Origin of the sequence: Nitrosomonas oligotropha, assembly GCF_900106555.1 — a bacterium.
In the GTDB taxonomy this organism is placed as follows: domain Bacteria; phylum Pseudomonadota; class Gammaproteobacteria; order Burkholderiales; family Nitrosomonadaceae; genus Nitrosomonas; species Nitrosomonas oligotropha_A.
In genome coordinates this window covers 14,227-35,320 of the sequence record NZ_FNOE01000021.1, presented here as the reverse complement: position 1 = coordinate 35,320, position 21,094 = coordinate 14,227, and the positions used below count along the sequence as shown (strand labels likewise).

General features: G+C 49.3%; 23 protein-coding genes and 1 tRNA gene. 16 read left to right on the top strand and 8 right to left on the bottom strand.

Annotated features, from left to right (window positions below; translation table 11 throughout):
- The first annotated feature begins 80 nt into the window (after positions 1 to 80).
- From BLU57_RS11245 to BLU57_RS11235, 3 genes are all read left to right on the top strand, one after another.
- Positions 81 to 947 carry a PA4780 family RIO1-like protein kinase gene (locus tag BLU57_RS11245; protein WP_090320769.1) on the top strand — a complete coding sequence of 289 codons (867 nt, stop codon included), beginning with the start codon at positions 81 to 83 and terminating at the stop codon, positions 945 to 947.
- Between the two features lie 83 nt (positions 948 to 1,030).
- Positions 1,031 to 1,107 (top strand) — tRNA-Met (locus tag BLU57_RS11240).
- A 274-nt stretch (positions 1,108 to 1,381) separates the two neighbouring features.
- A complete protein-coding gene (locus BLU57_RS11235) occupies positions 1,382 to 2,014 on the top strand; it encodes an FxDxF family PEP-CTERM protein (protein WP_256206258.1) in 633 nt (210 codons plus the stop codon).
- Between the two features lie 215 nt (positions 2,015 to 2,229).
- On the opposite strand, the gene BLU57_RS11230 is transcribed toward BLU57_RS11235, so the two are convergent.
- Positions 2,230 to 2,616: an exosortase system-associated protein, TIGR04073 family gene (locus BLU57_RS11230; RefSeq protein ID WP_256206257.1), complete on the bottom strand. Its 387-nt coding sequence runs from the start codon at positions 2,614 to 2,616 to the stop codon at positions 2,230 to 2,232.
- A gap of 162 nt (positions 2,617 to 2,778) precedes the next feature.
- Here BLU57_RS11230 and BLU57_RS11225 point away from each other — a divergent pair, with 162 nt between their 5' ends.
- Positions 2,779 to 3,144 carry a hypothetical protein gene (locus tag BLU57_RS11225; protein WP_090320766.1) on the top strand — a complete coding sequence of 122 codons (366 nt, stop codon included), beginning with the start codon at positions 2,779 to 2,781 and terminating at the stop codon, positions 3,142 to 3,144.
- 98 nt (positions 3,145 to 3,242) lie between these two features.
- Here BLU57_RS11225 and BLU57_RS11220 read toward each other — a convergent pair whose 3' ends face one another.
- The 4 genes from BLU57_RS11220 to ispB all read right to left on the bottom strand — a co-directional run bounded on the left by BLU57_RS11220 (position 3,243) and on the right by ispB (position 7,877).
- Positions 3,243 to 4,652 carry a sigma-54-dependent transcriptional regulator gene (locus tag BLU57_RS11220; RefSeq protein ID WP_090320764.1) on the bottom strand — a complete coding sequence of 470 codons (1,410 nt, stop codon included), beginning with the start codon at positions 4,650 to 4,652 and terminating at the stop codon, positions 3,243 to 3,245.
- On the bottom strand, positions 4,643 to 6,250 hold the full coding sequence (locus BLU57_RS11215; protein WP_256206256.1) for a two-component system sensor histidine kinase NtrB: 1,608 nt from the start codon (positions 6,248 to 6,250) through the stop codon (positions 4,643 to 4,645). Before BLU57_RS11215 ends, BLU57_RS11220 begins: the two co-directional genes overlap by 10 nt.
- 55 nt (positions 6,251 to 6,305) lie before the next feature.
- Entirely contained in the window at positions 6,306 to 6,533 is a 228-nt protein-coding gene (locus BLU57_RS16625) for a PP0621 family protein (protein WP_090320758.1), read from the bottom strand.
- A gap of 375 nt (positions 6,534 to 6,908) precedes the next feature.
- Positions 6,909 to 7,877 (bottom strand): octaprenyl diphosphate synthase, encoded by a 969-nt coding sequence (ispB, locus tag BLU57_RS11205; RefSeq protein ID WP_090320755.1) that lies wholly within the window; start codon positions 7,875 to 7,877, stop codon positions 6,909 to 6,911.
- A 146-nt stretch (positions 7,878 to 8,023) separates the two neighbouring features.
- Here ispB and rplU point away from each other — a divergent pair, with 146 nt between their 5' ends.
- The 10 genes from rplU to BLU57_RS11155 all read left to right on the top strand — a co-directional run bounded on the left by rplU (position 8,024) and on the right by BLU57_RS11155 (position 16,501).
- Positions 8,024 to 8,335 carry a 50S ribosomal protein L21 gene (rplU, locus tag BLU57_RS11200; RefSeq protein ID WP_090320752.1) on the top strand — a complete coding sequence of 104 codons (312 nt, stop codon included), beginning with the start codon at positions 8,024 to 8,026 and terminating at the stop codon, positions 8,333 to 8,335.
- Between the two features lie 17 nt (positions 8,336 to 8,352).
- The gene (gene rpmA / locus BLU57_RS11195; RefSeq protein WP_090320750.1) at positions 8,353 to 8,610 is read left to right on the top strand and encodes a 50S ribosomal protein L27; all 258 of its coding nucleotides are present in this window, start codon (positions 8,353 to 8,355) and stop codon (positions 8,608 to 8,610) included.
- Positions 8,611 to 8,712: 102 nt separating this feature from the next.
- The gene (gene cgtA / locus BLU57_RS11190; RefSeq protein WP_090320746.1) at positions 8,713 to 9,777 is read left to right on the top strand and encodes an Obg family GTPase CgtA; all 1,065 of its coding nucleotides are present in this window, start codon (positions 8,713 to 8,715) and stop codon (positions 9,775 to 9,777) included.
- Positions 9,771 to 10,880: a glutamate 5-kinase gene (proB, locus tag BLU57_RS11185; RefSeq protein WP_090320743.1), complete on the top strand. Its 1,110-nt coding sequence runs from the start codon at positions 9,771 to 9,773 to the stop codon at positions 10,878 to 10,880. Before cgtA ends, proB begins: the two co-directional genes overlap by 7 nt.
- Before the next feature lie 19 nt (positions 10,881 to 10,899).
- A complete protein-coding gene (locus BLU57_RS11180; RefSeq protein WP_090320740.1) occupies positions 10,900 to 12,009 on the top strand; it encodes an acetyltransferase domain-containing protein in 1,110 nt (369 codons plus the stop codon).
- A 254-nt stretch (positions 12,010 to 12,263) separates the two neighbouring features.
- Positions 12,264 to 13,550: a porin gene (locus BLU57_RS11175; protein ID WP_256206255.1), complete on the top strand. Its 1,287-nt coding sequence runs from the start codon at positions 12,264 to 12,266 to the stop codon at positions 13,548 to 13,550.
- A 176-nt stretch (positions 13,551 to 13,726) separates the two neighbouring features.
- On the top strand, positions 13,727 to 14,041 hold the full coding sequence (locus BLU57_RS11170) for a hypothetical protein (protein WP_090320734.1): 315 nt from the start codon (positions 13,727 to 13,729) through the stop codon (positions 14,039 to 14,041).
- A gap of 85 nt (positions 14,042 to 14,126) precedes the next feature.
- Positions 14,127 to 14,417 carry a PepSY domain-containing protein gene (locus tag BLU57_RS11165; RefSeq protein WP_090320731.1) on the top strand — a complete coding sequence of 97 codons (291 nt, stop codon included), beginning with the start codon at positions 14,127 to 14,129 and terminating at the stop codon, positions 14,415 to 14,417.
- Between the two features lie 60 nt (positions 14,418 to 14,477).
- The gene (locus tag BLU57_RS11160) at positions 14,478 to 15,164 is read left to right on the top strand and encodes a response regulator transcription factor (RefSeq protein ID WP_090320728.1); all 687 of its coding nucleotides are present in this window, start codon (positions 14,478 to 14,480) and stop codon (positions 15,162 to 15,164) included.
- On the top strand, positions 15,161 to 16,501 hold the full coding sequence (locus BLU57_RS11155) for an ATP-binding protein (protein ID WP_090320724.1): 1,341 nt from the start codon (positions 15,161 to 15,163) through the stop codon (positions 16,499 to 16,501). The genes BLU57_RS11160 and BLU57_RS11155 overlap by 4 nt, the downstream gene beginning before the upstream one ends.
- Before the next feature lie 133 nt (positions 16,502 to 16,634).
- Here BLU57_RS11155 and BLU57_RS11150 read toward each other — a convergent pair whose 3' ends face one another.
- Together BLU57_RS11150 and BLU57_RS11145 are read right to left on the bottom strand one after the other, a co-directional pair.
- A complete protein-coding gene (locus BLU57_RS11150; RefSeq protein WP_090320721.1) occupies positions 16,635 to 16,907 on the bottom strand; it encodes a TMEM165/GDT1 family protein in 273 nt (90 codons plus the stop codon).
- 177 nt (positions 16,908 to 17,084) lie between these two features.
- Entirely contained in the window at positions 17,085 to 18,563 is a 1,479-nt protein-coding gene (locus BLU57_RS11145) for an alginate export family protein (protein WP_090320718.1), read from the bottom strand.
- Positions 18,564 to 18,770: 207 nt separating this feature from the next.
- Between BLU57_RS11145 and BLU57_RS11140 the strand changes: the two genes are divergently transcribed.
- Together BLU57_RS11140 and BLU57_RS11135 are read left to right on the top strand one after the other, a co-directional pair.
- Positions 18,771 to 20,276, top strand: coding sequence for a PAS domain-containing sensor histidine kinase (locus BLU57_RS11140; protein ID WP_176776429.1), 1,506 nt, complete (start codon positions 18,771 to 18,773; stop codon positions 20,274 to 20,276).
- A gap of 67 nt (positions 20,277 to 20,343) precedes the next feature.
- Positions 20,344 to 20,496 carry a response regulator transcription factor gene (locus BLU57_RS11135; protein WP_176776425.1) on the top strand — a complete coding sequence of 51 codons (153 nt, stop codon included), beginning with the start codon at positions 20,344 to 20,346 and terminating at the stop codon, positions 20,494 to 20,496.
- Here the strand turns inward: BLU57_RS11135 and BLU57_RS11130 are convergent.
- Positions 20,472 to 21,050 (bottom strand): alginate export family protein, encoded by a 579-nt coding sequence (locus BLU57_RS11130; protein ID WP_256206254.1) that lies wholly within the window; start codon positions 21,048 to 21,050, stop codon positions 20,472 to 20,474. The two genes, BLU57_RS11135 and BLU57_RS11130, sit on opposite strands and share 25 nt — an antisense overlap.
- Positions 21,051 to 21,094: the final 44 nt, after the last annotated feature.

Here is a 21,094-nt window from a genome sequence, read left to right as displayed (position 1 = left end):
CGGCGAGAATAGCACATTAATTACATTATCCTCAGGAGGATGACAAGCGCATCGTAACAACATGCGCCGGCATAAACCCTATGAAAACACCTAAACGACTAGAACCATTGATTGAAGAAGGTTTGATTGACAGCGTGATTTGCCAGCTCATGAGCGGTAAAGAAGCGATGATTTATATGGTGCGCAGTGGTGAACAAATCCGCTGCGCCAAAGTATACAAAGAAAGCAACAAGTGCAATTTCCATCAACGCGCCTGCTACACCGAAGGACGCAAAGTTAAAAACAGCCGCCGCGCCCGTGCGATAGAGAACGGCAGTCATTATGGCCGTAGTGCGCGCGAAGAATCCTGGCAAAGTACCGAAGTCGACATGCTCTGCCGTTTGGGAATGGCGGGTATTCGCGTACCGAAATTCTATAACTTTTTCTCCGGCGTGCTCTTGATGGAGCTGGTTACCGATGCGGGCGGAAATGTAGCACCGCGATTGAATGATCTAATACTGACACCGAAACAAGCGCGCACCTATCACAAAATTTTAATCGAGCAAATTGTCACCATGCTGTGCTCCGGGATCGTTCACGGCGACTTATCGCCATACAATGTACTGGTCGATAGCCAAGGTCCGGTAATCATTGACCTGCCCCAGGCCGTTAACGCAGCCAGTAATTTCCAAGCGCGCCATATGATCAAACGCGACATCGATAACCTGACGACATTTTTGAGCCGCTTTGCACCGGAATTAGCACAATCCGACTATGCGGCGGAAATATGGTCATACTATCAACGCGGAAAGTTACCTCAGGCGCGCCTAACCGGAACCGTTAAACAACAAAACAAACCTGTTAACGTTGGCAATGTCCTGCAAATTATTGATACCGCCATCAAAAAAGAAATTGCCTGGCAGCGGCATAAACAAACCCGATGGAACAATCATTTGTCGCAGTGTTGAATTAAATTCTCCCAATCTAAAAAGACTGCAATCAATGTTCATTGACCTGCCCGTGTTTGCTTGTGCTATAATCCCGCTCCTGACGCGGGGTGGAGCAGTCTGGCAGCTCGTCGGGCTCATAACCCGAAGGTCGTAGGTTCAAATCCTGCCCCCGCAACCAGATATATCAAGCACTTAGCGAATAAAATCCTAAGTGCTTTTTTGTTTTATAAGTACGATGAAAGCTGATGCAAGCGTTTATGCTTTGCATCCATAGCAAACTCACCGCTTCAGGTTGTGTCCTATTCAAAAAACACTATCTTACTAACACTCATTGAATGAGCATTGATTTTACTTAGGACAAGAATCCTAGTAAATCAGGAGAAGTGATCTATTGTGTTCGATTGCTCCCGCGGTTATTGTTAGCGCCAGCAGGAAGATGTGTTGATTGTTCGATGGATAGAAGTGACACAAGACGACCTGATTTAAGAATTTTCTGGGAGGTAGTAAAAATGATGTTAAAAAAACTGGCACTGTCCATTATCACAACAGGTGCTTTTGTTATCGGAAGCGGTGCTCAAGCAGCAACCTACCATTTTGGGAACCTGCTATCCGGTGGCGGCCCCGCAGCGGTGCACCTTGCAGATTTGGATATTAATGATCTTGGTGGCGGACACTGGTCATTCTTTCTCCACAATATTAATTTAAGTGCATTTGGCTCTGGTGCGTTCGTTGGTGCAATGGCAGTTGATGGCTTAACGCCAAGCTCTGTAACAGTAGTACCCGGCGGCGGTGTGAGTACTGTTAGCAAAAACCCCGGTGGCGGCCCCGGCGGTAGCTTTGATTTTAGATATGATTTTGGCCGTGGAAGCGATAAGCTTAAAACTGGGGAAACAGTTTCATGGGATGCTTTTGGATTAGGCAGCTCGCATCTCCCAATTAACGGAGAGCTGGCTTTGCATGTGCAAGGCACAAGCTTCTCGCCAAATTCTGCTTGGTACGTCTCGCCCGTTCCAGAACCAGAAACCTACGCTATGTTGCTGATTGGTTTGGGTCTGCTAGGATTCTCGGCACGTCGCAGAAAATAATTGGCAAGATAATTATTTCGATTCCATTCAAAACGGGAGCCTAAGCTCCCGTTTTGTTTTCCATGGATTTGCAGTTGAATCACAGTAAAAACATAATCCCGCTGTTAAATCCAGTCAAACCAGAAAAGTGGTTTGCTAAACCGTATACGCAAAAATCCAGAACGTGTATGTACTTCTTCTCCAAGCTGAAACGAACAATATACGTTAGTTAAAAATCACCGCCCCATCCGCCAACCGTAATATTCCGATTCTTTCGAGAAATCATCCCAGACAAACAGCGGATCCGGAATCGGATAAGTGGGCAACCAGAAAGTCACCAGATCCAATGCACCATTGCCCGTACGGCCAACCGTATGAAAAACACCCCATAGCAATCCTTCAGTAACACCAATCAATGCATTTTGATCTCTTTGGCTCCATAAAGAGATATTTTTCGGCAATTCCATCCACCCGGTAGCTACATTAGCAACACCGCTTAGAATCTTCGTGCCGGCCCTGTTAAAATAAACATCAGCAGTTATTGCTTCACGCGCATGCGCTTGAAACGAAAAAAGTAATGACAGAACAACAAGCAAGGCAAATTTGGATATTGTGTGCATCATTAAAAATATTCCTTTGAAATTTTTAAACTATCATACTGTTAATTATTCAATTTAAAAAGGCTTCAACATTAATCGTCATATAATAAAAAACCGCTCCATATTTCAGTATGAAGCCTCAAATCGCCAATCCGATACTTGATCCAACTAGGGATGATTTTCTTTATGAATAAAAGACTCGCTATTACAGTAATAGCAACAGTCCTAATACTGAGTGGATGTAGCGCAGTAAAAGATAATCGCATCCGGCAGGAAGTATTAGCAGACAGCAATCTGCCGGAAGAAATACGCAGAGCGATCGATCTTAAAGAACTTGCCGTAGGCATGACACAAGAACAGGTCATCGCTTCCTGGGGATCTCCTTGCAAGTGGTGTTATAGAACCCGCAAAAGTTCGAGTGGAGACACCTGGGAATATCATATTCCCGGGGCGGACTCCGTCATTGTTGGATCTGATTTCGTTGGCATTGGAACCGGAACTTACTTGTACTTCGATAAAGACAGAATACTCAAATACTGGTCCAATCAGTAATATCCCAAGCTGCTAATACATAATCACCTTACAGCACCAATTGAGCGGCACTGGCGGCAATCATTTCGTCTTCTCACTTGAGAAAAGGATTTAATCCGTTACGCTCTTTCATTCAACCCTAACCGCTCCATCCGGTAACGCAGCGAGCGCACTGTAATCCCCAGAGTCTTGGCCGCTTTTGTGCGGTTGTACCGGTTTTCATTCAATGCTTTGACGATGGAATCTTTCTCCAGTCTATCGAGAAAATCCTGCAGCGGCAGGCTCTGCTCCAGATCGGTGGGGAGCCTGATCGTGGCAATTTGTGGAGTCTCTTTTGCTTTATGCGGTAACTGCAAATCTTCTTTTCCGATTTCCGTGTCAAAACACAGCGCAAGTGTTCGCTCCAGTATATTTTCAAGCTCACGCACATTGCCTGGATAATCGTAGCTCTTGAGCAAAGCCAGCGCATCTTTCTTCAAACTACAAGCTGACCGCCCCGCTTCCCGGCATAGCTTGACCAGCACAGCTTCCGCAATCAGCGGAATATCTTCGCGCATTTCCCGTAGCACCGGCATATTCAACTCAATCACATTCAGCCGGTAGTACAAATCCTGGCGGAATTGCCCGGTTTCGACGCACAGGTTGAGTTTTTTATGTGTGGCGCTAATGATGCGCACATCGACACTTTTCTCTTGTGTCTCACCGATTCTCCTGACTTGCTTTTCCTGTATCACCCTGAGCAGTTTGACCTGCATCGTCAATGGCAAATCGGCGACCTCATCCAAAAACAGAGTACCGCCATTCGCTGCCAGAAAAAAACCGTCATGATCTTTTTCCGCACCGGTAAAGGCACCCTTCTTATAGCCGAAAAACTCGCTTTCCATCAAATTCTCCGGGATCGCACCGCAATTGACGGCGACAAAAGGCTGTGTGTGACGCGCACTCCTCTCATGAATCATTCTGGCCGCCAGTTCCTTTCCGCTACCGGATTCACCGCTGATGTAAACCGCAGCCTGACTTCGGGAAAGTTTATCAATCGTTGCGCGCAGCTGAAGCATTGGCGCGGATTCACCTAATAACACACGCTGACTGACTTGCACTGCCGATTCAGTCTGCATCGGCGGCAGGCTCAAGGCCGATTTGACCAGATCCCGCAATTGTTTTAACGAAACCGGTTTGGGCAAATAATCAAAAGCACCAGCTTTAAGCGCAGCCACGGCATTTTCCGTGGTGCCATGTGCAGTGATCACGGCGACCGGCAAGTCCGCGCAATGCTGTGCAATATATTTAACCAACTCCAGCCCATCTCCGTCCGGCAAACGCATATCGGTCAAACATAACTGAAACTGCCGGGATTGCAGCAACTGCTTGGCGTCGCCAATACACTGCGCACTGGAAACATCCATTCCCATGCGAGCCAGCGTTAATTCAAGCAACTCGATAATATCGGGTTCGTCATCCACAATCAGAATATGCGGAGAAGCGGTTTTTCTATGGGAATTGACAGATCGTTCGCTATCTACAGACATGATTGATTACTTTGGCAAATAATACGGAAATGTCCGCCGCTGGGACCCTCAATGTAATCCAATGAGGCTTGATTGGTTTCGCACAATTCACGCGCAATGTATAAACCCAGACCGGTACCTCCGGCAGCCGTGGTAAAAAACGGCTCAAAAATCTGCTTCACCTGCTGCGGATCGATACCTGGACCATCATCCACGATATCCAAGTAGACATTATTTTCATTGGCCGCTACGGATAATTCGATGCGAACGCTATCCGCCTGTTTGCAGCAGTGTCTCCACGCATTGCGGCATAAATTCCAGAGCACCTGATTCAAGTGATCGCGATCAAAACTTACCCAGTGATGGTTGAGACTTCTCAACACGAACGCATTTCTGTCCATTCTTTCCGCATGACAAAACTCTTCCAGAAATTTTCCCATAAACTCATGCAAATCAATCAAATCAGGCTTTGCAATATTACGGCGGTTTAGCTGCAGCACATCCTGGACGATCTTGTTTAAACGCCGGGTATTATCACAAATGATGCGTACAAGGCGCGGATCTGTATTGCTCTCAAGCTGCTCTTCTTCCAGCAGTTCAGCCGCGTGATTGATAGCGGACAGCGGATTACGGATTTCATGCGCGATGTTAGCGGTCAAGCGCCCTAAGGCAGCAAGTTTTAATTGCTGTAACTGCGCCTGTATGCGCCCCATATCCTCGAGGAAAATAACAACACCGTTGCGGGAATCCGCTTGTATTGGAAGAAAACGCGTCCGCACCAGGGCATTACTATGGGCTAAGCGCAGCAAATCGAAACTGATACTGCTGTCACCCTGCCAGCTGGTAAGCCGGTTGGCCAACTCGGGTATACAATCGGATAATTTGAGCCGTTCCGCTTTATCCGCAGATGAATTCAGATCAAATAACCGCTCCGCATAGGCATTGCGCTGCCGGATATAACCATATTGATCGACAACCAATACCCCTTCCTGCAAGTCTTGAATAACCAATTGATTGACTTGCGCCATATTCGCCAGATCGATGCCGCGTTCTTTGGCCAGCTGCTCACTGGCCAAGGTATATTTGGCCAATCGATGCGCCAGCCAAGCAACGGCAAAATACGCCATGCTCAGTAAGCCGGCCTGCGAATATTGCGCAGCGTAATGATCGATCGTCCATAAGGAGTACGTTTCCTGCAGCAGCAGACTGATAGTCGCAATAGAAGCAAAAAACAGCGCCAAGCGCCCCCGGCTGATAAGACCCGCTCCAGCCAGCGACACCAGTAATAAAACACCCAAACCACTTTGCAAGCCGCCACTGGCATAAAGCATCAGCGAGAAAAACGCGATATCGCTGATGACCTGAATCGCCAGTTGCCGGTTAAAACCAGGCAATCGCAATCTGATCAGCAGCATGAACAGGCCACTGAAAAGCACATGGCCAATGCCGGCATATAAAAACAGCTGATAGTGGTAGGAACCAAGGCTAGCGAATTCGGATTGCCATGAAACAATCAATAGACCGCTGCCGATCGCAAAGCGAAAGCAATTGAAATAATAGAGAGAACGCCAGTATTGACCGGTAAAATCCGCCGCCGTTATGCCTGATTCAAGCGGCAAAGATAATGAATGTTTATGTAGTGATGGGTATAGTGAAGTTGACACAAAAATCAGCTCAAGTTGAAGATTTCATATACAAGTTACAATGTTCGTGACTACAAAAATATTTAGTATGGCTATGGATAGCTTCACTTTTCGGCAGATAAACACCGCATTGCGCACAATTCACCATATCCTCAACAGCTTCCGATGAAGCTTCATGCTCTTCCTGCTTGGGCCGGCGGCTTTTGATTATCCAATAAATCAGCAGTGCGATCAGCACGTAAAAAATTAATTTACCCATATTGATTTCTGATACTTCCTGTATGGCATCAATCTGATTTATTGAGTATATTACATTCGCATTGCAGCGTATTAATCACATACCAATCGGGATTTAATTGCCACAGCCGGATCAGCATAGCAATTTTTTACCGTGGCAAATGATCGATTAACCGGGGTTTTATTCCCTATCAATGGAATATAAAATAATAATTTGATCAGATCAAAATAATTTTGATGGGGCAGCGGATAAAACTCAGGAGTGGAAACACAGAGAAGTGTTGCGTTGCAAATACCGTATTTGACACAAGCCCGATCGATAGAAGAGAAAAAACACTTCCTTCAAAATCAACCAGGTGGTTACGGGTTAATCAACACAACTTCTCATGTTTCTTAATTAATGATTGCGTGTAATTGCGAAATCCGCCAATTGCATAAGGCATTTTTTGTTTTCCGAATCCGGCAAGGAAGCTATCGCAGCCGTTGCGGTTACAATTTCAGCCTCGGCGCATTTCCGCGCATAATCCAGTGCTGCGGTTTTTTGAATCACATCAAGGACGGGCTGGAAACCCTCTTCCCCGCCATTTTCAATCGCTCTGCGGATAACGCCGGCTTGTTCCGGGGTACCCACACGCATGGCATAAATTAGAGGCAGCGTTGGTTTTCCTTCGGCCAAATCGTCACCCAGATTCTTTCCGATATCTTGATTGTTGCCGGTATAGTCGAGCATGTCGTCAATCAATTGAAATGCTGTACCCAAATGCATACCGTAAATCGACATGGCATTTTCTTCTTCCGGCGTCGCACCGCCGAGAATCGCACCCAACCGGCTTGCGGCTTCAAACAACTTGGCGGTTTTATAACGTATCACTTGCAGATAGTTTTCTTCCGTTACTTGCGGATCGCGGCAATTGAGCAACTGCAGGACCTCTCCTTCGGCAATCGTATTGGTGGCATCCGCCAAGACCTGCATTACGCGCATGTTGTCGACTTCCACCATCATTTGGAATGCTCTGGAGTAAAGAAAATCCCCTACCAGAACACTGGCGGCATTACCAAACAATGCATTGGCGGTTTCTCTATTGCGCCGTAATTCCGACTCATCGACCACATCATCGTGCAACAGAGTAGCGGTATGGATAAACTCGACAACCGCCGCGAGGTTGTAATGAAATTCACCCTTATAACCAAACGCGCCTGCCGATAAAATCACCAATGCAGGGCGTAGCCGCTTACCTCCGCTATTAATTATATATTCACTAACCTGGCGAATCAGAAGGACATGAGAGTGCAATTTTGCGCGGATCACATCGTCAACGATGTTCATGTCTTGCGCGATGAAGCTTCTAATATTTTCGATTGACACAATAATACCTTGTAGAAAACGCTATGTTAGGAATGACGATGCCCAAGTGTCAAGCATAATGATAAATTGCATGAAATTTTCCACCACAATCAAAGGCTATTTATGTATAATTCGCGGTTCTGTAAAAGGGAAGCATGGAGTTAAATATGTATGCGGTCATAAAAACCGGCGGTAAACAGTATCGAATTCAAGTGGGTGAGAAACTGAAGGTGGAGCAACTGCAAGTGGAAAATGGCAGTGAGCTTGTTATCGATCAGGTATTAATGGTGGCTGATGGTGACAAAGTGTCCGTGGGCACACCGCTTGTCAGTGGCGCCAAAGTCAGTGCGACGGTTCTTGGTCAAGGCCGTCACGACAAAATCCGCATCTTCAAGATGCGCCGTCGGAAACACTACCAAAAGCATCAAGGTCACCGGCAGAATTATACTGAAATACAAATCACCGCTATTTCAGCTTAAGGCTTAAGGAGCAATAAATGGCACATAAGAAAGCGGGCGGAAGTTCCAGAAACGGACGCGATTCACATTCAAAACGGCTTGGTGTTAAACGCTACGGCGGTGAATTGATCTCAGCCGGATCGATTATCATCAGACAACGCGGCACGCAGGTTCACCCGGGAGAGAATGTCGGCATCGGCAAAGATCATACTTTATTTGCCAAAGTGACGGGAACAGTGAATTTCAGTATCAAGGGTGCATTACGACGCAAAGTAGCAAGCGTAATACCTGCATAAAAAAATACACCTGATTTACTTAAAAAGCCCTGTCGCAAACGATGGGGCTTTTTTGTTTGCAGGATGCCGTAAAAACAGCAAGGAATTATTAGCCAATTACTTATGAAGTTCATAGACGAAGCGGTTATCCAGGTATTGGCGGGCAAAGGCGGTGATGGCGTCGCCAGCTTCCGGCGCGAGAAATATATCCCCAAGGGCGGGCCCGATGGCGGCGATGGCGGCCGGGGCGGCAGCGTATTCGCCGTAGCCGACCGCAACATCAACACCTTGATCGATTACCGCTTCGCCCGCATTCATCGGGCCAAGAATGGCCAAAGCGGGCAAGGCTCGGATCGCTATGGTAAAGGCGCCGAAGACATCATCCTGCGCATGCCGGTTGGCACGCTGATTAAGGACATCAATACGGATGAAGTCGTCGCCGATCTGGTGCATGACCAGCAAAAAGTGCTTTTAGCCAAAGGCGGCAACGGCGGCATCGGCAATCTGCACTTCAAATCCAGCACCAATCGCGCACCGCGGCAATTTACCTTCGGTGAACCCGGTCAGGAACTCGAGTTGAAACTGGAGCTCAAGGTGCTCGCCGACGTCGGCTTGCTCGGCATGCCAAATGCCGGAAAATCCACTCTCATCCGCGCGGTATCCGCCGCACGCCCGAAAGTAGCCGACTACCCGTTCACCACGCTGCATCCTAACCTCGGCATGGTACGCGTCGACCAGAACCGTAGTTTCGTCATGGCCGATATTCCGGGATTGATCGAAGGCGCGGCCGAAGGCGTGGGACTGGGTCACCGCTTTTTAAAACACTTGGCGCGTACCCGGTTGTTGCTGCACGTCATCGACATGATGCCGCCAAACGAAGAAACCGATCTGGTGCACGAAGCGCGCGCACTGGAACAAGAATTGAAGAAATACGACGAAGCGCTGTATCAAAAACCGCGCTGGCTGGTCATGAACAAAACCGACATGATGCCGCAAGACCAACGCGACGAGATTTGCCAAGCATTTGTCAAAAAGATGGGCTGGCAAGACAAATACTTTATCATTTCGGCATTGACCGGCGAAGGCTGCCAGCTCCTGACGTATGCCATCATGGACTATCTGGAGCAACACCTGCCGCCGCAGCCTGAAGACCCTACTCCGGAAGACGAACTAGCGAATCCATGTTAAAGCAAGCACGCCGCATCATCATCAAAGTGGGCAGCAGCCTGGTCACCAATCAAGGCAAAGGGCTCGACCATACCGCACTGGCCGGTTGGGCGGCGCAAATCGCCGCGCTCAAGCAAATGGGCAAGGACATCATCCTGGTTTCCTCCGGCGCAATCGCCGAAGGCATGCAGCGGCTCAACTGGGAAAACCGCCCGACCGCGCTGTACGAATTGCAGGCCGCCGCCGCTGTCGGCCAGATGGGATTAGCGCAAGCCTATGCGTCCAGCTTCTCGCAATACGGTCTGCAAACCGCGCAAGTACTGCTGACGCACGAAGATCTGTCGAACCGCAAACGCTATCTGAACGCCCGCTCGACGCTGACCACGCTGCTCAAACTGAACATCATCCCGATCATCAACGAAAACGACACCGTCGCCACTGACGAAATCCGTTTCGGCGACAATGACACGCTGGCGGCGCTGGTCACAAACCTGGTCGAAGCCGATGCGCTAGTGATCTTGACCGATCAAGCCGGTTTGTACACCAGCGATCCACGCAAGGATCCCAACGCGAAATTGTTACCCGAAGTCCACGCCGGCGATCCGGCGCTGGAAAAAATGGCCGGCGGCGTCGGCAGCAGCATCAGCCGCGGCGGCATGCAAACCAAAGTGATCGCGGCCAAGCGCGCGGCGCGCAGCGGCGCGGATACGATTGTCGCCTCCGGGCATGAAGACAACGTGCTGGTGCGCCTAAGCCGCGACGAAGCTATCGGCACCCGTTTCGTCGCGAAATTGCCGGTACTGGCGGCGCGCAAACAATGGCTGGCCGACTATCTGCAAGTGCGCGGTTACGTCACGCTTGACCCTGGCGCGGTCAAAGCCCTGATCGATGACGGCAAAAGCTTGCTGCCGATTGGCGTGACTGGCGTCAATGGTGAATTCGAACGTGGCGAAACGGTTTCCTGCCTGGACGAAGAAGGCCGTGAAATCGCGCGCGGCTTGATCAACTACAGCGCAGTGGAAACGCAAAAAATCCTCAAACAACCCAGCAGCGAAATCGAAACGATTCTGGGTTATGTGGATGAACCGGAACTGATTCACAGGAACAATCTGGTTCTGCTGTAATACTGCCTTATCCGCAACCATGCCACTCGATTCCACCGCGCCACGCATCGCCGCCATCGACTGGCTACGCGGCATTGTCATGATCCTAATGGCGCTCGACCACGCTTCGTGGTTTTTCAATAGTCAACGCATTTTCGCCGACTCTGTATTACTGTTTGAACCCGGCACCCGCTTCGCCGCCGATCAATTTTTCACACGGTGGATCACGCATATCTGCGCACCGACGTTTCTATTCCTCGCCGGTACTTCGATCGCGATCAGCAATTTCCAGCGGCAGCAACAAGGCATGAATGACGCCATCATCGACCGTGAGTTATTGCTACGCGGCGCATTTATCGCGCTGCTCGACATCGTGCTGTTCTCGCTGATCGGCGGCAAACCGGTGCTGCAAGTGCTGTACGCCATCGGCATCAGCATGATGCTGATGGTCTACCTGCAACGTCTCGGTGCAGGTACGGTTTTCTGGTTGGCGGTTCTGATCATCGCGGGTGGTGAATTCCTGCTGACGCTGCTGTGGCAACCGGGCGACGACGTGCCGCTTTGGCTCGCGCTCACGTTCGCGCCGGATTTTGGCGCAACTTACACCGTGCTCTACCCTGCTCTGCCGTGGCTCGGCATGATGATGCTCGGTTGGGCATTCGGCGAACGGTTCATCGTCCATCCCTCCGCCTCCTGGCAACCGCAGCGCGTACTGATGACCGCCGGATGGTTTGCGTTGACGCTGTTCGTCATCATCCGCGGCCACGACGGCTACGGCAACCTGTTCATGCACCTCGAAGGCAACACCTTGATCGACTGGCTGCACGTCAGCAAATACCCGCCCAGCCTAGTTTATACGCTGCTGGAACTGGGTTTGATGGCCATCGTGCTGTCGCTGCTGATGCGGCTGGAATCGTTCAACAAAACCATCCATCGCAACAACCCGGTGCTGGTATTCGGTCAAACCGCTCTATTCTTCTACCTCGCGCACTTCGCCATATTAACGGCCCTGAAACCCCTGTTCGAACGCGGCAGCCTGGAACAAACTTACGCAATCACGCTGCTGGTGCTGATCATCCTGTACCCCATCTGCCGCGCGTACCGCACGCTGAAATGGCAGCATCCGCACAGCTGGTTGCGCTTTCTTTAAATACACCGGTTCTTGATTTATCAATGCGCACTTTGTGGCTATAATGAGCGCCCTGTTGAATTGGAGTAGCCGTAATCTTGTCATGCTGAAGCAACATCGGGAACATCGTGTCAGAAATACCGCTTCCCATTGACTCCGGAATCACACGTTACCGATTAAATCTTTTTAAAACACACACCTTCCCAATGCAAGGCCGTTCGATATATTCAAAATGGTTATTGTTAACCATTGCTTGTTATTTTTCCGCTTTTTTCATGGATACTGAAAATCTCTATGCCAATGAACTGAGAAAATTCCTGTCATATAAAAAACTGGAATTCGGTGGTTGGGTCCATGGTGGCGCCACGTTCAATCCGAGTCAATCGGGCGGATTTAACGGTCCGGTCATTTTTGCCGATCAAGCCAACCGCTTTCAGTTAAACCAATTGAATCTGTTCATGCGCCGCCCGGTAGTATCCGCAGGCAATCAATGGGATCTCGGCGGACGCTTTGATTTCATGTTCGGTACCGATGCCATTTTTACTCAAGCCTTCGGCGTACCAGCGTTCGATGTCAATACTGGTGAATCCTTGAAAAGAAGTAACTGGGATCTTAATTTATGCTGCACTTCCACACGCACATACGGTATCGCCTTACCACAAGCATTCTTAGAAGCTTATGTGCCGATCGGCAACGGTCTTAATATCAAGCTTGGTCATTTCTATACACCGACTGGCTTTGAGACCGTTCCGGCACCCGATAATTTCTTTTATACGCGTGCGTATACATTAAATATCGGCGAACCATTCACGCACACCGGCGTACTCTTCAATTACAAAATCAATTCCAATTGGCTGATTCTGGCCGGCCCGCTCACCGGCAGCGCCAACGGCGGGTGGGACGCAGGTTGGGATAAGCAGTTGGGAAACTGGAACGGCATTACCGGTCTCACCTGGACCAGCGACGATAACGCAACCTCGTTCCATCTTTCCGGCACTTATGGCAAAACTTCGGAACAAAGCAGCGAAATATGGGGATTTTATAATGTCGTACTGCAACACAAGATCACGCCGCGGACTCAGATAGTCCTGCACCATGTCTATGGTCATGCCGGCGGTGTTTTGCTGAACAATCCCAAATACGCCAACGTCGTCAAAGACGCCGAATGGTTCAGCGCAATTGCACATTTATATCACGACCTCACCGATAACGTATCGGTCGGCATACGCGGCGAATGGTTCCGCGATCAAGACGGCTTCCGCAATCCTTCGCCATTCCGTGTTGCAGCCGCCACCACCAACGTCAACGGCATACCCGCCAGTTACGCTGGTAACATCAATAGTGTAACGATTGCACCCGCCGACTACTATAACTTTACTGCCGGTTTCAACTGGAAAATAGCCCGAACACTTAAAATCCAATGGGATTTGATCAAAAAATTGAATATCCGCTCAAACATCCGCTACGACCGGGTCGATGCGTATAAAACAGCGGCCTACCGGCCGTTTTCCGGCAATAAGGATCAGATTCTATTTTCGCTGGATTTCATCTTACCGTTTTAGGGAGATTATGAAAAAAGACGGCGATCAATGTTCAAACATTCTACTCACGAGCGTTGCCGAGTAATCCAAGCATCATTCAGCTCGTTACTTTCTCCATTCAGTTTTCATTCAGACAAACCGGCGTACATTGGCTCCATCAGGGACACCTGAAACGAACAACTGAAAGGAGAATAAAAATGGAAACCCAAAGAATAAAATTATCTGGTCTTATGCTTGCCGTGTGTTTAGCCGCCACCTTGGCCGCCCCATCGCTCGCGCAAGCGGGCAGAGGTCATCATCGCCACCACCATCATCACCATGACCACGGGCATCACCGGCACCACCAGCATTTCATCGGCGGCGGATACAATTATGGCTATAGCCAGCCACGCGGATATTATCCGCCAGCGCAATACAACTATAATTACTACCCAGCACCGGTATACGTTGTCCCTCCGCAAATGATGATGGGCATTAATACCGGAAATATGGACTTTATGATACGCTTCTGACGCGCGTTGTGACTGGTAACAGGCATGAAAATACTATACCTGTTGCCAGCCTGATTTCTACCTCCAACGTATGGGATTGTTGTTTATGAATAGATGGTGGAAAATTTCAATCATTGCACTGCTAGCGATCAGTGCATTCACGCCCGCGACAGCTGGCAGGCATAGTGCGGCCAATGAACATCCCACGCAAAACGATCCGGCTACCAGCATCACGGAGCAGCGGGCGATCATCATCGCGCAGCAACATTTCAAAGGCCGCGTGCTGGCGATCAATCAGACCGATCATACTTACCGCATCAAAATTCTCAGCAACCAAGGCACAGTCCATATGGTTCTGATCAATGCGCTGGATGGCACGGTCATTTCAACGCATTAGCACGCGCACTGCAATCCCATGATTCAGAAAAATAAATTATTATGTACGCAGGAGTAAACGATGCGCATCCTGGTCATTGAAGACGAATTCCGCTTACAAAACCAGATCCGGCAGCAACTGGAAGCAGCAGGTTATATGGTCGACACGTGCAGCAACGGCGATGAAGGATTGTTTCTCGCCACCGAATACCCGCTCGACGCTGCCATCATCGATATCGGCCTGCCCGGCAAATCCGGTTTGGAGATTATCAAAGCGCTGCGCGAACGCGGCAGTTTGCTGCCGATTCTGATACTAACCGCGCGCAGCAGCTGGCAAGACAAGGTACAAGGACTGGAAACGGGCGCGGATGATTACCTGACCAAGCCATTCCAGATGGAAGAGCTGCAAGCCCGGGTCAAAGCACTGTTGCGTCGCTCTACCGGCATACCGCAAACCCTTCTGAAATGCGGTCCGATTACGCTCGATGTCACGGCCCAATCCGTTACCGTCAATGGAGAAAGCATCGAACTGACTTCGTTTGAATACCGCTTGCTGGAAGAATTGGTGCGTCACCACGGCGAAGTTCTTTCCAAACATACGCTCGCGGATTATCTCTACCCGCACGACGAAGACCGCGACAGCAATGTGCTCGAAGTCATGGTCGGCAGGTTGCGCCGCAAGCTCGATCCCGACGGCACGCTGAATCCGATCGAAACCATGCGCGGCCGTGGCTATCGCTTCACGCTGGAGTGCAACAAATCGTCATGATGTCGCTCAACCGGCGCATTTTATTCAGCGCGACGCTGGTGTTATTGATTTTTATCGTCGGCATCGCCTGGACGCTGGATCGCGCTTTTTATGATAGTGCCCGCGTCGGCGTCAAAGACCGGCTGTTTGCGAAAGTGCTGATGCTAATGGGTGACGCCGAAGTGGAAGATTCCGGCGAGCTGGATGTGCCGACTAACTTACTCGATGCCGAACTCGGTCACATGAATTCGGACACTTATGCCTTCATCATCGGTCCGGCCAACACCATCGTCTGGCGTTCCACATCATCGCTGAACAAACCGATCCCGGACATTGCTTTGCTGGAAAAAGGCAAAAAAGAATTCGCGCAAATCATGATTAACGATGAGCCGCATTTTATCTATCGCTATGGTGTGGCTTGGGAGACACCGTCCGGCGATCATCCGCTGACCTTCAATGTCATCACCGATACCGTGCTGTTTGAAGCGCAGATTGACCGTTATCGCGAAGATCTATGGGGTTGGCTCGGCGTCATGGCCGTTTTGCTGTTAGCCACGCAGATGCTGGTACTACGCTGGGGCTTGCAGCCGTTGCGCAAGGTGTCCGTAGAGCTTGCCGCGATCGAGTCCGGTCATCAGGAAAGGCTGAAAGGCGTTTATCCCAGCGAACTCCAGTTGCTGACCGACAGCATCAACTCTCTGATCGCACATGAGCACAAACAGCAAAAACGCTACCGCAACGGCCTCGCCGACCTGGCGCACAGCCTCAAGACACCACTCGCCGTACTACAGGGCGCCATTCATAGCGAAGACGATGAAGCTATCCGGCGCAAAACGATTCAGGAACAAATCGACCGCATGGATAACACGATCCAGTACCAGCTGCGTCGCGCCGCAACCGCCGGCAGCTCGCCGGGCATGGGATTGATTCTGTTACGCCCAATGGCCGACCGGATCGTGAACACCGTCACCAAAGCCTACCGCAACAAACAGCCTGCAATAACTGTCGCCATCGATGACAGCATCGGCCTGCGCATCGATGAAGGCGATTTGATGGAACTGCTCGGCAATCTGGTCGACAATGCCTTTAAATGGTGCCGCAGCAGCATCCATTTAGCGGCGGATTATCAGCAAAATCAGGTGGTGATCCAAGTCAAGGACGACGGCCCCGGCATCCAGCCGCATGAAATCGCCAGAATCCTGGAACGCGGTGTACGCGCCGATCAATCCACCCCCGGTCACGGCATCGGCCTGGCAATTGTGCGCGATATCATGCAGGTGTACGGTGGAGAACTATCGATCGAGAACAATCCAGACAGCGGTCTCTGCGTGACTTTGCGTTTAAAGAAAAGCAAATAACATTCACGGTCAGGCAAGGCGAAATCGGACGAAAAAGCCCAGTTTACAAATGTAAATGAACATGTTGAGACTGAGCTCAACACGTCATGACCGAGCGTAGTGGTTTTTAGAGCTGCGTAGGCTTTGAGCTGCGTTAGGCTTTGATCAGCGTCCACGCACCGATCAGGATAAACCCCGCTCCTGCGATATAGTGCAAATGTTTTTCGCTGATATAACCGGAAATAAAACTACCTGCCAGCACTCCGATCGCCGAAGTCGCAATCAACGCCAGCGACGCGCCGACAAATATCGTCAGTTTGCTGACTTCTTTGTCGGCGGCAAACAACATCGTGGCCAATTGCGTTTTGTCACCCAGTTCCGCGATAAACACCGTGGCAAAAACCGTCAGTAAAATTTTGTAATCCATTCGTTTCAGAGACCTGTAAGAATCTAATACCAGGTGATCGCTGATAAACTGCTTCACCACCCTTCCTATTTAGATCATACCGTTTATCTTCTTCGTTGTGATAACAAAACATCACGCCTTATTTCGCCCCATCCGGAACCGGGTCATACAAAAACAGGATAACTATGTAAAGCAACGTTAAAACTTGAAGGTCACCATGGTGTAACCGTAATTGGTGTCCTTCATGCCTGGACTGAATGGAACCTTATCAAAGTAATCGCCCTTGAATAAATGACTATAACCAAAGTCGAAGCTCATCCGCTTCATGTAACTCCACTGCGGGTCCCAGCCTAAACTGACATCGAGCATGTGGCCCAGAAAACCGCCGGCCCCACCGGTCGCATCTTGCAGGCCGCTGCCGACAAACGCGCCGCGTTTATCCGCTAGCCAGTATGCACGGTGCGACATCATCAGGCGCACGGTGGGTGTGGGAACGAGCGTGGCGCGGAAACCGACAGGCGACATCAGATTGGACGGGAAAAACGGCCCGAACATACCGGTCGGACCATACTCGACCCGTCGTTTTGCGTACAAAATGTCAAAGTTCTTATCCGGATCGCGATCTCCCGATGCAAAATCGAATAAATAAAGGGCCCGCAACGGCATCGGCGTATTGAAACTATACCCGACCTCGCCGTGATGACGATGGGCGAACACGCTCTTATTCCGGGTATCGCCGAACTGATACATGGATTCAATCTCATAATCCATATTGCCTTTCGCAGGCTTGGCGAACAGCCTGAAACCGGTGGTCGATAAATTCCGCTGCCTGAGATTATCGCTTTCGTTCAACTGCAAGAAATAACCGTCGAAGTTAGCCCAGCGCAGATCGCGGTTGGTGACGTAAGCACCGGAGAAGTAGGTTTCGGGGGTGTTCCAGTTTAATGATGTCGTAACCCGCTGCACCGGCCGGGCGCCAAATACGCGCAGACTCCATTTTTCATCCGTATTACCCATCATAAAGTGCAAACCATCGAACGCGGGCGACAAGGTACCCCAACGGTGTCCCCCTACCAGACGGGCTTCACCCAGATCCATCATGAAACGGCCGACTTCGAATTTCGCCGCATAGCCCGTACCCAAAAAGTTTTTGTCGTGCAGGCCGAGATGCAGCTGGGTAAAGTCAAAATGATCAGCCATAGTCGGGTTATGGTCTTGCCCGAAGTTAGCCAGCGGGGCGCGGATATCGGTCAACTCAAGCGTAAACTTCAGCGGATCGATGATATTCTTAACTTCAAACAAGAACCGGGTACGTTGATGAATCTGATCATTGAATCCCGGAATACTCTTGGTAAAACCGTGATCGTATACATCGTAACGAGTACGGTGTTCGATCGCCACATTGAGCCAATCGGGCGCCATAGCGGCAAGCGGCGTTTTGTGATCCTCCATCAATTTGGTCAGATTATCGAAGTCGAAGCGCGTATGTCCCGGTGATTCCAGCGCACTGAAGGGTGCGCCATTTTTTCCATTTGGCGGCAAGGTTTTGTTTTGAACGACAACAGATGGTTTCTTTGTCTTGTCCGCTTCCGCTGCAAATAAATTACTACTCCCTAATAAGGACCCAATAATGGCAAAAACCATCCAAAGGGTGCGTTGCGTATTTTTCCAAGTCATTCTTTTCCCCTTCCTATTTAGTTTTAATTGGCGTACAAAAAAATTTATTTCGGTAGGGATATTACTTGTGTATAAAAGATAGCAATATACGGATAAGCGCGTAAGTGCAAACACGCAAGGGTTACCCCTTATATTTTAGAAATTAATAGAGAAAAATCAGTTTTTAACGTAATCTTTTCTGTGCCAGGAAACCGAACTACATAGTTGATGCATAATTTGATCGAAACAATAGAGAACCTAAATTTCAGGACATTGTTTGATGCGATAGCGGATGCAATGCTGTTGACAGAGAACGCTGGTCATGTCGTGTTAGCAAACCCGGCCGCACAACAATTATTCGATTTTAAAGAAAACGAACTCGTTGGTTTGGCCATTGAAATGCTAATAGCTCCACGTTACCGGAAGCAGTACCGGTATTATCAAATGCTTTTTTTCAATAAACCAGCCAAACTTCCTATGGGCGTTGGCAATGAACTCATAGCACTCAACCGTTGTGGACAGGAAATGTTGCTGGATGTAAGTTTTAGTCCGCTAGAAATTCAGCAGCAGCTTTACGTCTTAATCACATTCACAGCTTCCAGGCAACACCAGAAAGCTGAAGATGCGCTGCGAGCGAGCGAAGAGCGTTTACGATTGGCCAAGCAGGCAGCTGGTTTTGGCATTTTTGACTATGACTTCAAACGAGGTATCGTTTATTGGGATAGGCAGATGCGCAAATTTTGGGGCGGGCATTTCGGTAGAATCATCAGTTACAAAGAATTTGTAACTGCGATACACCCTGAAGATCGTGCGGATAGACAAGCAGCAATTGATTATGCCATGGATCCTGCCAGTCACGGTGAGTACAAAGCGGAGTATCGCGTCGTTGATCCTGATGATAAGACTGAACGTTGGATTTCCGTAGTGGGGCGGGTGTATTTTGAAGCTGGCTGTGCAAATCGGCTGGTGGGCGTTGCCCGGGATGTGACAGAGCAGAAAATTCTCCAGAAAAAGCTGGGAATGCAGCGCGACGAAGCAGAAAAAATTCTCAAACAACAAGTGGCTGCACATACAGCTTCAGCTATTGCGCATGAACTTAACCAGCCACTGACCGCGATATCTGCGTATAGTGAAGTAGTACTGCATACATTACAAAACAATGACCTTAATGTGCAGAATCTAAAAAAAGCGCTGGAAGGTTGTGTGGAACAAACGCAGCGCGCTGGCCGCAGCCTGCACGAATTGATTGCTTTTTTACAAAAAGGCGAGTTGTTAACCGAATCGCTAGATTTGAATGATGTAATACGTGAAGCGCTGGATATCGCTTCTAACGACGGATATGAAAGATTTCGTTCGAAGCTGAATTTAGAAAAAGATCTTCCCGCTGTTCAATGCAATCACACACAAGTGCAGAAAGTTCTTGTGAATCTCTTTAGGAATGCTGTAGAAGCTATGCAAACCGTCGATGCACCAATTTTAACGATCACCACCAAAGTGCAAACTTTGAATGAAAAAAACATTGCGTTAGTTATAGTAAAAGATAGCGGGGCCGGTCTTGATCAAACTATGGCAAAGCGCATATTTGAGCCTTTTTTTACCACCAAGCCGTCCGGTATCGGCATGGGACTTACGATTAGCCGTGCATTGATCGAAGCCAACGGCGGTCAGCTCTGGATTGATCTCGACGCGAAACCAGGCGCCAAATTTTATTTTACTCTACCCTTTGTAGCATGATCATGCAGGAACTCACCGTTCTTATCGTAGATGACGATATGCAGCCGGGCGCGCTTCCCTCACACTGATGATCGAACAAGCCGGTATTCCCGTGCAATCCTTCGAGAATGTAAAAACCTTTCTGAATGCTTACAGGGCGGATTTTTCCGGTTGTATCATCATTGACGTGAAAATATCCGGAATGGACGATTTGCTTCAGGAAGAAGTCACCATGGTGTAACCGTAATTAGTGTCCTTCATGCCTGGGCTGAATGGAACCTTATCGAAGTAATCACCCTTGAATAAATGGCTATAACCAAAGTCGAAGCTCACCCGTTTCATGTAACTCCACTGCGGATCGAAGTTAACCCAGCGCAAATCGCGATTGGTAACGTAAGCATCGGAGAAGTAGGTTTCGGGAGTGTTCCAATTCAGCGATATCGGGTCACGCTGTACCGGACGGGCGCCAAATACGCGCAGACTCCATTTTTGATCCGTATTGCCCATCATGAAGTGCAAACCATCAAACGCAGGTGATAAAGTACCCCAACGGTGTTCTCCTACCAGGCGGGCTTCACCCAAGTCCATCATGAAACGGCCGACTTCGAATGTCAGATTATCGAAGTCAAAGCGCGTATGCCCGTGTGTTTCCAGCACGCTGCAAGGCGCACCATTGGCCCCATTGGCGGACACAGATTGGCGGACACAGTTTTGTTTTGAACGACAGCGAATGGTTTCTTTGTCTTGCCTGCCTTCGCTTTTTCCGCTTCCACCGCAAATAAGTGCGGGCTCCATAAAAAACACCCAATAATGAAAAAAACCATCCAACAAGTAACCAT